This is a genomic window from Streptomyces sp. NPDC005303, from assembly GCF_040607335.1.
Classification (GTDB): Bacteria; Actinomycetota; Actinomycetes; order Streptomycetales; family Streptomycetaceae; genus Streptomyces.
In genome coordinates, this window is the sequence record NZ_JBEXGM010000026.1 from 102,424 (window position 1) to 113,344 (window position 10,921).

The following is a 10,921-nucleotide window of genomic DNA, read 5'->3' on the forward strand; positions in this document are numbered from 1 at the left end:
GTACCGACTCCTGCACTGACTCAGTCAGCGTACATAAAGTTGAGTCTATTCCACTCAAGGCGATCCACGGGAGGGATGGGGGGACTAGCTTTCCCGGCATGACCTCCTACGCCCAGGATCCGGGTTCCCCGGACCCGCCGTTCCTCAGCTTCTGGCGCGAACGGCATCTGTGCACACTGACGACACCGCGCCCCGACGGAAGCCCGCACGTGGTGCCCGTCGGGGTGACCTACGACCCGGAGGCCCGTCTCGCCCGGGTGATCACGAGCCGGACCAGCGCGAAGGTACGGCACGTACTGGAGGCCGGCGAGGACGGGGCGGCGGTGGCGGTGTGCCAGGTGGCGGGGCGGCGGTGGGCCACGCTGGAGGGGCGGGCGCACGTCCGCACGGAGCCGGACCGGGTGGCGGAGGCGGTGCGGCGGTACGCCGAGCGCTACGAGCGCACCCCGGCGCCGAACCCGCTGCGCGTGGTCATCGAGATCTCGCTCACCGGAGCGATGGGGCATTTTTGAGCCAGGGCCCGATCACCCGATAGCCCGAAATGTCGCCCAAAACTGCAGCGGCGTCACCGTGTTCAGGTCACGGTGACGCCGCTGCGGGGGGAAGTACCTGAGCGATCTGTTACGACGGGGGAATCGCGTCAGGCACTGCGGGGGGTGGCTGAGATGGCCCGCGGGGTGGGGGTTTCCGGTTCCACCAGCCGATGGTCTCGTCGGTCCAGGTTCACAAAGATCATTCCGTACCGGATGGCACACCGAACGGGCTGCGGCGCCCCCCGGGGCCGCCGCAGGCACCGGTACGCCCGTACGTCCTCGTCCTCGTCCCGCGTGACGACCACCGGTTCACCGAACACGGTCACCATCAACGAGTCACCGGAGTGGGGGATCGCGGTGACGAGGTCGATGAAGTGCCAGCCGGAGCGGTAGGCGGTGGCCATTTCTCTACGGAAGGAGCGGTCGTCGGGTGGAGTAGTCATGTCAGTCCCAGACCGTGTCCGCCGGGAATGCCTGCGCCTCGTCACCGAGTACCACGGTTTGCGCGGTCTCGGTGGCACCCACTCCATGAACGTCGCTCTTCGCACCGGAGAGGCCGGCGAACGCGCCGAGCGCCACAACGGTGGAGAAGGCGGCGACAAGCACCGAGCGAAGCATTCTGTTACGCATAGTCGGCTTCGTCCTCACTTGAAGGTCCCCTTTTCCCCCGTCGAGTAAGACGATGGCTCATTCGGGCACGTCATGGCCACACGAACGGTGCATCATGTTCCTGCATGTTCAGGACCCTGGGGGGTGGAAATTTGGTATCGAATGGGACTAAGGCGACACATCCCCATGCGGTGACCGAGTTGTGTGAGGAAGGTGGCCGTCTTTACGCCAACGCTCTGCGGACAGGACGCGTCTCCCGCGCGGACGTGGAGTCGGTTCCCTGTCTGCTGGAGTTCGCCCTTCTGCACCCCGACCCGGACGACGCGAACTGGATGCTTCCGGTTCCGCCGTCGGTCGCGCTCGCCCAGCGCCTCAACCCGCTGGAGCACGAGATCACCGAGCGCAGACGCATGTCGATCGAGTTGGCCGACGCCTTCGAGCCGTTCATGGCCCTGAGCGCCCAGCAGGTGGCGCCGGCGCACTCGATCACGGTCCTGGAGGGGCTCGACCGGATCAACACGGCACTCGACCTCGCGACGTCCCAGTGTCAGTCCGAGGTGCTCACGGTCCAGCCGAGTCGGGGCCAGCGTCCCGAGAACCGGCTGATCGAAGGGCTGGAGCGCGACCGGACCCTCATCGAACGGGGCGTCCGGATCCGGACCCTCTACCAGCACGTCGCCCGGTACAGCCCCGAGCGGCTTGCCTACATGGAGCAGTTCGCCGACGGCAAGGTTGAGTACCGGACCATCGACGAGCTGGTGGAACGGCTCATCATCTGCGACGAGACCGTGGCCTTCATCCCGGTCCGGGACGACCGGCAGGTCGCCCTGGAGCTGCGGCACCCGGGCCTCGTCGGCTATCTGGTCAAGGTCTTCGAGTTCATGTGGAGCCGGGCGGTCCCGCTGAGCGCCGGCGCTCCCTACGAGACCGCGCCGGACGGCATCACGGACATCCAGCACTCCATCGCCAAACTCCTCGTCGAGGGGCACGTGGACGAGGCGATCGCCCGGCGCCTGGGCATGAACGTACGCACCTGCCGGGCCCACATCGCCAAGCTGGCGACCGTCCTCGGCAGCGGCAGCCGCGCCCAACTCGGCTTCCTCATCGCACAGTCGGGCATCCTCGACCAGGGCAAGCCGGCGTCGGAGGGGGACGGCCGTCCGTGACCGGGGCTCACACGCACGGAACGGGGGAACGGTGCGAGGCGGGCCCGACCCCGTGCACCCGTGCGCCGCGGGGAGGCCGGGTGAGTGCCGAGGGACGCATCGCCGACGAACGAAGCCGTGCGGAGCGGCCGGCGGCGGTGTTCGAGCCGCTCCCGGGGACCGGCGCCCCGTCCCGGCCACTCGCCGGGACGCCCACCATCCGCGTCCTCCACGGCCTCGGCAGCGAGAGCCGCGCCCGACCCGGCTCTCTCGTCGCGGCATCAGGAACCCCCGAGCAGGAGGGAGTGACCGAGTGATCCCGGTGCCCCATCCCGAGCACGGCGTGGAGAACCTGTGCGCGGCAGGGACGGAGCTGTACGCGCGTGCCCTGCGCGAGGGGTACGTGCTCGGCGTCGACGCCGAGGAAGCGCCCTGTCTGCTCGACTTCGGTCTCCTGCACCCCGCCGTCACGGACCCGGAGCGGCTGGAGCCCGTCGCCCCGGCCGTCGCCCTGCACCGCATGCTGCGGATAGCGGAGGAACGTGTCGCGGACGAACGGCGGCGCGAGGCCAGGCTCACCGAGACGTTCGAGCCCCTGATGCGGATCGACGGCCGCCGTACGGGCGCCGACGACTCCTCGATGATCAGTGTCCTCAGTGGCATCGACCTGATCAGCCGGGTCATCGGCCAGGCAATGGCCGCGGGTTCCGAACTGCTGGCCATCCAGCCGAACACCAGCGACAGACACGCTCAGACACCCCCGCCCGTGCATGTCGAGGCCTTCGACCGCGACCAGGCGCTGCTCGACCGCGGCGGCCGCATCCGCACCCTCTACCAGCACACCCTCCGGCACGCGCCGAGCGTCGTGGCCCGCTACGAGCGTCTGGAAGGCGATGTCGAGGCCCGCAGCCTGGACGAGGTGACGGAGCGTCTGATCATCGTCGACCGGACCGTGGCCTTCATCCCCGCCAACAAGGACCGCACCCTCGCCCTGGAGATCCGCCACCCCGCCCTGATCGCCTTCTTCGTCACCGCCTTCGACCGGCTGTGGCGGCTGGCCACCCCCATGTACCCCGAGGCGGTGCAGCAGCCCTCGCGCAACGGCATCACGCCCCGCCAACGGGCCATCGCCGCCCTCCTCGTCGAGGGACACACCGACGCCGTCATCGCCGACCGGCTCGGCATGAACATCCGCACCGCCCGCGTCCACATCGCCAAACTCGCCGCCACCCTCGGCAGCGAGAGCCGCGCCCAACTCGGCTACCTCATCGGACGGGCCGGCATCCTGGGGCAGGAGGACACGGGCGAGTGACGACGGCGGCGGCACACCCGGAGCACGGCCCGGAGGACCCGTGCCCGGAAGGCATCGAGCTCTACGCACGGGCCCTCCGCGAGGGCGGGATCGACAGCCGGGACGCCTCGCACCTGCCCTGTCTCCTCGACACCGGGCTGCTGCGGCCCGACGCCCGGGACGCGGCCCGGCTGGAGCCCGTACCGCCCGCGCTCGCCCTGCACCGCATGCTCCGCGCCACCACGGACCGCGCGGCGCACGAGCGGCGGCGGGAGGAGCTGCTCGCCGAGGCGTTCGGGTCGCTCCTGCGGATCGGTGGGCGCGGTGCGGCGGTCGCGGACAACCCGGCGATCAGAGTCGTCAGCGGCACCGGCCCCATCAACGAGGCCATCAGCGAGGCCCTGACCGGGGTCGGGCACGAACTGCTGTGTGTGCAGCCCAACGTCCACTACAACGACAGCCGGGGCGCCGCCGCCCAGGTCGTGGCGATGGACCGGGACCAGGCGCTGCTGGACCGCGGCGCCCGTATCCGCACCCTGTACCAGCACACCCAGCGCCACATGCCGCTGGTCCTCGCCCGGTACGAACAGCTGCGCGGCGACGCCGAGGCCCGCTCCCTGGACGAGGTGACCGACCGGCTCATCGTCGCCGACCGGGACGTGGCGTTCATCCCGGCCGACGAGGACGGCACGGTCGCGCTGGAGGTCCGGCACCCGGCCCTGGTCGAGTTCCTGGCCACCACCTTCTACCGGCTGTGGTGGCAGGCCACGCCCATGTACCCGCAGATCGTCCACCGGCCGAGCCTCAACGGCATCACGCCCCGCCAACGGGCCATCGCCGCCCTCCTCGTCGAGGGACACACCGACGCCGTCATCGCCGACCGGCTCGGCATGAACATCCGCACCGCCCGCGTCCACATCGCCAAACTCGCCGCCACCCTCGGCAGCGAGAGCCGCGCCCAACTCGGCTACCTCATCGGACGGGCCGGGATTCTTGACCGGGGAGCGTGATCGAGGACACCGCCGCCGGGCCGTCCAGGCCGACCTGCGCTATCCGGACGCCCAGTTGCGTACGACTGGCCGCCCCGAGCGTCTCCGACAGCCTCGCGATATGGGCCCGGCAGGTGCGCACGCTGATCCCCAGCCGTTCCGCGATCACCGCGTCCTGGTGGCCCTCGGCCAGCAGTGCGGCGATCGACTGCTCTCGGTGGGAGATGCCCTCGATGCCGGTGTCGGGCAGGGGCGCGGTGAGGGGGATCGCCAGGCGCCACAGCCGCTCGAAGACCGTCACCAGGTACTCCACCAGCGCCGGGTGCCGCAGCTCCAGGGCGAGGGTGCGGTCGGCGTTGGCGGGGATGAAGGCCACCGTGCGGTCGAAGAGGATCAGCCGGTCGATGACCTCGTCCAGCGTCCGCGCCTGGACCGAACCGCCCATCAACTCCAGGTAGTTCAGGAGCCCTTGGCCGTGCCGGGCGACATGGGTGTACAGGTCCCGCATCCGTACGCCCCGGCCGCGCAGCGCCAGCGCCCGGTGCAGGCCCTCCGTCAGCTCGTGCTCGGGGCGGATGCCGCCGGGCTGGACGGTGAGGACCTCCGTCTTGCACGCCTCGGTCGCCTCGTCCATCGCGGCCTGGATCCGGGAGAGGCCGTCGAGGACCCGGATCGCGGTCCCCTCACCGGCGCCCGGCACGACACTGGGCCCGAGGCCCGCGTACCGCTCGACCGCCGCGACCGCCGCCCCCACCCGCCGCTGGCTCGCGCTGACCTCGTCGTGGACCCCGCGCAGCAGCCGGGTCATGACCTCCTGCGGGGCCGTGGGCACCAGCCAGTCCATGTCGTCGGGGTCCGGGTGCAGCAGGGCCAGTTCGAGCAGACAGGGCACCGGTTCGGCGTCGGCGCGCGGCACGCGGCCGCGCCGTACGGCCCGGGAGTACACCCGGTCCCCGGCCTCGCACAGCCGGTCAGCACCGTGTGGATGGTCGTCCGTCCCGAGCCCGGTCATTGCCCATCCCACCCCCGGTTCCAGCGTCTACCGCCCTCTTGTCCTGTTCCCCATCGGAGCCTCGAAGCCCCCTCGGCTCCGCCACTATGCGCGGCCCGGACCGGCTCCGCAACACGGCTCCTCGGGCCGACGGCGGCCGGAACGGCCGGTATACCCCGTTACCTACGGGCCTCGGCCCATCCCCTGCGACAAGTCGGCGGTCTTGCGGCCACCCTCACGGGTGCATCGGCCGACCTCGAACGGAACAAGCCGCTCCGCACGTCAACTCCCAGAAACCCCACAGTGATCACCACGTTACGCGCCGCACTTAACGTCAGGTCATGGCGGACATATTTGACGCGTACGCGCTGGCCGACGCGTGGGACGAGATGTTCGAGCGGCCGGGCGAGGTCAGGACCGCCTACGAGCCGGTGCTGGCCGCGCTCCAGCCGATCGAGCCGAGCGAACTCAGGTTCCGGGCCGACCAGATGGCCCGGGCCTTCACCGACCGGGGTGTGACCTACGCCTTCGCGGGCGAGGAGCGGCCCTGGCCGCTGGACCTCGTGCCCCGGATCCTCGACGCCCTCGAATGGGACCTCGTGCAACGCGGGGTGAGTCAGCGGGTCAGAGCCCTGGAGGCCTACCTCGCCGACGCCTACGGACCCGCCCGTGCCTTCGAGGACGGGGTCGTGCCCTGGCGGCTGCTGCTGAACTCCCCACACTTCCACCGGGCCGCGCACGGGCTCGAGCCCGTCAACAAGGTGAGAATCCATGTCTCCGGCATCGACCTGGTCCGGGACGAGCAGGGCGACTTCCGGGTCCTGGAGGACAACGTCCGGGTTCCCAGCGGCGTGTCGTACGTCATCGAGAACCGGCGCGCCATGACCCGTGTCTTCCCGTCCCTCTTCGACGGGCAGCATGTGCTGCCCGTCGACGGTTACGCGCAGAAGCTGCTCGCCGCCCTGCGCGCGGCCGCGCCCGACGGCGTCCAGGACCCCCGGGTCGTGGTCCTCACCCCTGGCCCCAGCAACGCCGCCTACTTCGAACACGCCCTGCTCGCCCGGCTGATGGGCGTGCAGCTGGTCGAGGGGCACGACCTGGTGTGCCGGGGCAACCGGGTGTGGATGCGCACGACCCGCGGAGAGGTGCCCGTCCATGTCGTATACCGGCGCCTGGACGACGACTTCCTCGACCCGCTCCACTTCCGTCCCGACTCGGTGATCGGCTGCCCGGGCATCCTCGGCGCGGCCATGGCGGGCCATGTCACCCTCGCCAACGCGGTCGGCAACGGCATCGCGGACGACAAGCTGCTCTACACCTACGTCCCGGACCTGATCCGCTACTACCTCTCCGAAGAACCGGTTCTCCCCAACGTGGAGTCCTTCCGGCCCGACGAACCGGGCCAGTTGGAGGCCGTCCTCGACCAGATCGACCAGCTCGTCGTGAAACCCGTCGACGGGGCCGGCGGCCAGGGCATCGTCATCGGGCCGAAGGCCGACCGCGAGACACTCGACCGCACCCGTGAGGCGGTCAGAGCCGACCCGCGGGGCTTCATCGCCCAGCGCCCCGTCGCCCTGTCCACCTCCCCCACCCTCGCGGGCGAACGCATGGCACCGCGCCACATCGACCTGCGCCCGTTCGCCGTCAACGACGGCAACGACATCTGGGTCCTGCCCGGCGGCCTGACCCGGGTCGCCCTCCAGGAGGGCAACCTGATCGTCAACTCCAGCCAGGGCGGCGGCTCCAAGGACACCTGGGTGCTCGCGGACGGCCCCGCACAGCCCCCCGCGCCCGCGGACAGCACCGCCCACCTGGACATCGCCCCACGTCAGCACGGTCCCGACGGCTCCCTCACCGTCGTACAGGAAGGGGCGCAGCAGCAGTGAACGACGTGATCCTCTCCCGGATAGCCGAGGCACTGACCTGGACCGGCCGGTACGTCGAACGGGCGGACAACACCGGGCGGATCCTCGACGCCTACCTCCACCGGATGCTGGAGGACCCCTGGCGCGACGAGGACGTGGCCTGCCGGTCGCTGTACGCGATCCTCGGCGTCGACGCGGGCGGCACCCGGGTCGACATGCAGCAGGTCCTCGACCAGCTCGCCTTCGACGCCCGCTCCACCTGCTCCATCGAGGGCGCGCTCGGCGCGGCCCGGCTCAACGCCAGGAGCGCCCGTGAGGCCGTCTCCTCGGAGATGTGGGAGTGCCTGAACTCCACCTGGCACGCGCTGGCCGACCAGCGGCTCGCGGCCCGCCGTACGGGCCCCTACGGCTATCTGGAACTCGTACGGCGGCGCGCGGCTCTGTTCTTCGGGCTGGCCGACTCCACCATGAGCCGTGACGACAGCTGGCGTTTCGTGGTGCTGGGCCGGTCCCTGGAGCGGGTGGACATGACCGTGCGGCTGCTGTCCGTGCGGGTCCTGGACGCGGCCCACGCGCCCGACTGGCCGACCCTGCTGAGCGCCTCGGGCGCCGACGAGGCGTACGCGCGCCTGTACGGCGGTTTCGGCGACACCCCGCGCGTGGCCGAGTTCCTGCTCCTGGACCGCGACTTCCCGCGCTCGGCGCTGCACGCCCTGACGACGGCGGAGGAGTGCCTGACCGCGCTCGGCCGACCGCGCCAGGACCCCGCGCGCGGCCCGATCGGCCGGATGCGCACCCGGCTCGAATACCTCGACCTGCACGCCCTGGAGGAGCAACTCCCGCTGCTGCTGAGGGATCTGCAGACCGCCTGCATGGCCTCCGCGGAGGCGGTGGCGGAGCGGTTCTTCCCGTACCAGGGGCCCGTCGAATGGGCCCAGGAAGGAGCGTGAGATGACTCGCCGGCTCCGCATCAAGCACGTCACCGAGGTCTCGTACGCCCAGCCCGCGTCCTCGTCCCACAACGAGGTCCGCATGACCCCGTTGACCCTGCCCGGCCAGACCACCCTGGACGCCCGGGTCACCGTCAGCCCGACCACACCCACCTGGTCGTACTGGGACTACTGGGGCACCCAGGTCACCGGCTTCGACCTGACGGACCCGCACGGCCATCTCACCATCACGGCCTCCAGCCTGGTCGAGACATCACCGCCGGGCCCGCTGCCGACCGCGCCCGGCTGGGACGAGGTGGCCGAACGCGTCGCGCACTCCCGTCTGTCGGAGTTCGCGAGCCCGACGGGCCGTACGACGGTCCCGCCCCGGCTGGCCAGGAAGGCCCGGAAGGCGGCAGCCGGCCTCGGCCCCCACGAGACGGCGGTCGCGGTGTCGACGCTGGTCGCCGACCGGGTGTCGTACCTGCCGGGCGCGACCAGCGTGAACACCTCCCCGGTGGAGGCCTGGGAGCAGGGCGCGGGCGTCTGCCAGGACATCACCCACCTCACCATCGCCATGCTCCGGGGCGTCGGCCTGCCGGCCCGCTATGTCTCCGGCTACCTCCATCCGGAGCGCGATGCCGAGCTGCACCGGCCGGTCGCCGGGGAGAGCCATGCCTGGATCGAGTACTGGGCGGGCGAATGGTGCGGCTACGACCCCACCAACCGGGTCCGCGCCGACGAGACCCATGTGGTGGTGGCCCGGGGCCGCGACTACGACGACGTGACCCCGCACAAGGGGATCTACCGGGGCGTCACGGGCGGGTCGCCGCAGGTGACGGTGGAGTTCACGCGGGTGGCGTGAACAGCCGGGCAGGGGCCGGAGGGGGTTCCCTCCGGCCCCTGCCCGTCAGCGGCTACTGCAGGCCCACCGCCGCGCAGTCGCTCTTGTACTCCGAGGTGCAGATGTCCTTGACGGAGTAGATGCCGTCCTTGACGACCGTGCTCTTGATGTTGTCCCTCGTCAGGGCGACGACCTGGACGAGCTGGGCCGGGATGTCCTTGTTCGTGGGGCTGTCGACGCTGTCCGTGGCGAGGGCGTCGAACTGGATGTCCTTGCCCTGGATCTTCGTCACGGCCATCTCGGCGGCGGCCTCGGCCTCGTCCGGGTACGGCTTGTAGACGCTCATGTACTGCTCGCCCGAGACGATCCGCTGCACCGCGGCGAGCTCCGCGTCCTGGCCCGTGATCGGCGGGATCTTGGTCATGCCCGCGTCCTCCATCGCCTGGATGGCGGCGCCGGCCATGGCGTCGTTGGCGGAGTACACGGCCTTGATGTTGCCCTTGCCGAGCGCGCTGATCGCCTCGGCCATGTTCTTCTGCGCGATCTCCGGCTTCCAGCCGTCGACGTCATAGGTCTTGGAGATCGTCACCTTGCCGTTGAGCTCGGACATCGCGCCCGCCTTGAACTGACCGGCGTTCGGGTCGGACGGCGAGCCGTTGATCATCACGATCTTGTCGGAGGTGTCGATGCCCGAGCCGAGCGCCTCGAGGAGGGAGCGGCCCTGCACCTCGCCGACGAGTTCGTTGTCGAAGGAGACGTACGCGTCGATCGGGCCCTCGGCGAGCCGGTCGTAGGCGATGACCGGGATGCCGGCGTCCTTGGCCTTCTGCACCATGCCCGCGATGGCGTGCGAGTCCACCGCGTCCAGCAGGATGACGTCGACCTTCTGGTCGATCATCTGCTGCATCTGCGTGGCCTGCTTCTTGGCGTTCGCCTCGCCGTTGGCGTAGACGGTCTTGCCCTTGTCGCCGGTGAGTTGGGCGACCTTCTTCTTGATGATCGGGTAGTCGAACTCCTCGTAGCGGGTGTTCGTCTTCTCCGGCATGAGCACACCGACGGTGATGTCGTTGCCCTTGGTCGGGCTCGCCTCGCTCCCGCTCGCGGCGCCGAGCGCCCCGCAGGCGGCCAGCGAGAGGGTCATCGTGGACGCGGCCACGGCTATGGCGATACGACGCATGGGGCTGCTCACTTCTGGTGCTTTCCGGGACGCGGGCGCGGCATTGCGGCCCATGTGTCTGAAAAGCCAACGCGGGGCCGCCCACCGGCGTCAAGCGGAATCACTTAACGAGTGCGCAACGCCACTCTCCGCCGATGGTGTGAAGACTTGGCGCGAACACTAGTACAACCAACTTCACACCTGGCGAGTCGTGATCACAGCAGCCCCACAACTGCTGTTCCACAGCCGACCAGAGGATCGAATGAAGTCAGCCAGCCGGACGACCGCCGCCGCCGTCGTCCTCGCCACCGCCGGCACCCTCGTCACCCTGACGGCGGCCCCCGCCTCGGCCGCCGTGTCGTGCGCCTCCCCCGTGTTCAAGCGGCAGTTCTACGCGAACACGTCCCTCTCCGGCACCCCGAAGAAGACGGACTGCGACACCGCGATCGACCAGACCTGGAGCGGCGCCCCGGACTCCGGCCTCCCGAAGGACAACTTCGGCGTCCGCTGGACCCTCACCCGCGACTTCGGCTCCGGCGGCCCCTTCACGCTCAACGCCACCGGACTCG

Annotated in this window: 12 protein-coding genes and 1 pseudogene; 9 read left to right on the forward strand and 4 right to left on the reverse strand. The window is 70.4% G+C overall.

All coding sequences use genetic code 11. The features are described 5' to 3' along the window. The first annotated feature begins 98 nt into the window (after positions 1-98). The gene (locus tag ABZT93_RS29825; RefSeq protein WP_356110549.1) at positions 99-512 is read left to right on the forward strand and encodes a TIGR03618 family F420-dependent PPOX class oxidoreductase; all 414 of its coding nucleotides are present in this window, start codon (positions 99-101) and stop codon (positions 510-512) included. Between the two features lie 128 nt (positions 513-640). On the opposite strand, the gene ABZT93_RS29830 is transcribed toward ABZT93_RS29825, so the two are convergent. After that, positions 641-976 (reverse strand): hypothetical protein, encoded by a 336-nt coding sequence (locus ABZT93_RS29830; protein ID WP_356110551.1) that lies wholly within the window; start codon positions 974-976, stop codon positions 641-643. A 1-nt stretch (position 977) separates the two neighbouring features. Then, the gene (locus ABZT93_RS29835; RefSeq protein WP_356110582.1) at positions 978-1,163 is read right to left on the reverse strand and encodes a hypothetical protein; all 186 of its coding nucleotides are present in this window, start codon (positions 1,161-1,163) and stop codon (positions 978-980) included. A gap of 131 nt (positions 1,164-1,294) precedes the next feature. Between ABZT93_RS29835 and ABZT93_RS29840 the strand changes: the two genes are divergently transcribed. The 4 genes from ABZT93_RS29840 (at position 1,295) to ABZT93_RS29855 (ending at position 4,588) form a co-directional block, all read left to right on the forward strand. Continuing rightward, on the forward strand, positions 1,295-2,308 hold the full coding sequence (locus tag ABZT93_RS29840) for a helix-turn-helix transcriptional regulator (protein WP_356110553.1): 1,014 nt from the start codon (positions 1,295-1,297) through the stop codon (positions 2,306-2,308). An 80-nt stretch (positions 2,309-2,388) separates the two neighbouring features. Next, complete coding sequence (locus ABZT93_RS29845) at positions 2,389-2,604, forward strand: hypothetical protein (protein WP_356110555.1); 216 nt, start codon at positions 2,389-2,391, stop codon at positions 2,602-2,604. Then, entirely contained in the window at positions 2,601-3,599 is a 999-nt protein-coding gene (locus ABZT93_RS29850; protein ID WP_356110556.1) for a helix-turn-helix transcriptional regulator, read from the forward strand. Before ABZT93_RS29845 ends, ABZT93_RS29850 begins: the two co-directional genes overlap by 4 nt. Beyond that, on the forward strand, positions 3,596-4,588 hold the full coding sequence (locus ABZT93_RS29855; protein ID WP_356110558.1) for a LuxR C-terminal-related transcriptional regulator: 993 nt from the start codon (positions 3,596-3,598) through the stop codon (positions 4,586-4,588). Before ABZT93_RS29850 ends, ABZT93_RS29855 begins: the two co-directional genes overlap by 4 nt. Here ABZT93_RS29855 and ABZT93_RS29860 read toward each other — a convergent pair. After that, positions 4,551-5,579, reverse strand: a complete 1,029-nt coding sequence (locus tag ABZT93_RS29860; RefSeq protein WP_356110560.1) for a LuxR C-terminal-related transcriptional regulator — start codon at positions 5,577-5,579, stop codon at positions 4,551-4,553. The two genes, ABZT93_RS29855 and ABZT93_RS29860, sit on opposite strands and share 38 nt — an antisense overlap. 320 nt (positions 5,580-5,899) lie before the next feature. On the opposite strand from ABZT93_RS29860, the gene ABZT93_RS29865 reads away from it, so the two are divergent. The 3 genes from ABZT93_RS29865 to ABZT93_RS29875 are packed head-to-tail and all read left to right on the forward strand — an operon-like array spanning position 5,900 to position 9,217. Beyond that, entirely contained in the window at positions 5,900-7,444 is a 1,545-nt protein-coding gene (locus ABZT93_RS29865; RefSeq protein WP_356110562.1) for a circularly permuted type 2 ATP-grasp protein, read from the forward strand. After that, complete coding sequence (locus tag ABZT93_RS29870; protein ID WP_356110564.1) at positions 7,441-8,373, forward strand: alpha-E domain-containing protein; 933 nt, start codon at positions 7,441-7,443, stop codon at positions 8,371-8,373. Before ABZT93_RS29865 ends, ABZT93_RS29870 begins: the two co-directional genes overlap by 4 nt. 1 nt (position 8,374) lies before the next feature. After that, positions 8,375-9,217, forward strand: coding sequence for a transglutaminase family protein (locus ABZT93_RS29875; protein WP_356110565.1), 843 nt, complete (start codon positions 8,375-8,377; stop codon positions 9,215-9,217). A gap of 52 nt (positions 9,218-9,269) precedes the next feature. Here the strand turns inward: ABZT93_RS29875 and ABZT93_RS29880 are convergent, their stop codons facing one another. Next, entirely contained in the window at positions 9,270-10,373 is a 1,104-nt protein-coding gene (locus tag ABZT93_RS29880) for a substrate-binding domain-containing protein (RefSeq protein WP_356110567.1), read from the reverse strand. Positions 10,374-10,614: 241 nt separating this feature from the next. Here ABZT93_RS29880 and ABZT93_RS29885 point away from each other — a divergent pair. After that, positions 10,615-10,921, forward strand: a pseudogene (locus ABZT93_RS29885) (hypothetical protein); the annotation flags it as partial.

Excerpts from the sequence above, each read along its gene's own strand:
- ABZT93_RS29860 (WP_356110560.1), bottom strand. The coding sequence starts at position 5,579 with ATGACCGGGCTCGGGACGGACGACCATCCACACGGTGCTGACCGGCTG.
- ABZT93_RS29865 (WP_356110562.1), top strand. The coding sequence starts at position 5,900 with ATGGCGGACATATTTGACGCGTACGCGCTGGCCGACGCGTGGGACGAG.
- ABZT93_RS29835 (WP_356110582.1), bottom strand. The coding sequence starts at position 1,163 with ATGCGTAACAGAATGCTTCGCTCGGTGCTTGTCGCCGCCTTCTCCACC.
- ABZT93_RS29830 (WP_356110551.1), bottom strand. The coding sequence starts at position 976 with ATGACTACTCCACCCGACGACCGCTCCTTCCGTAGAGAAATGGCCACC.
- ABZT93_RS29875 (WP_356110565.1), top strand. The coding sequence starts at position 8,375 with ATGACTCGCCGGCTCCGCATCAAGCACGTCACCGAGGTCTCGTACGCC.
- ABZT93_RS29880 (WP_356110567.1), bottom strand. The coding sequence starts at position 10,373 with ATGCGTCGTATCGCCATAGCCGTGGCCGCGTCCACGATGACCCTCTCG.
- ABZT93_RS29825 (WP_356110549.1), top strand. The coding sequence starts at position 99 with ATGACCTCCTACGCCCAGGATCCGGGTTCCCCGGACCCGCCGTTCCTC.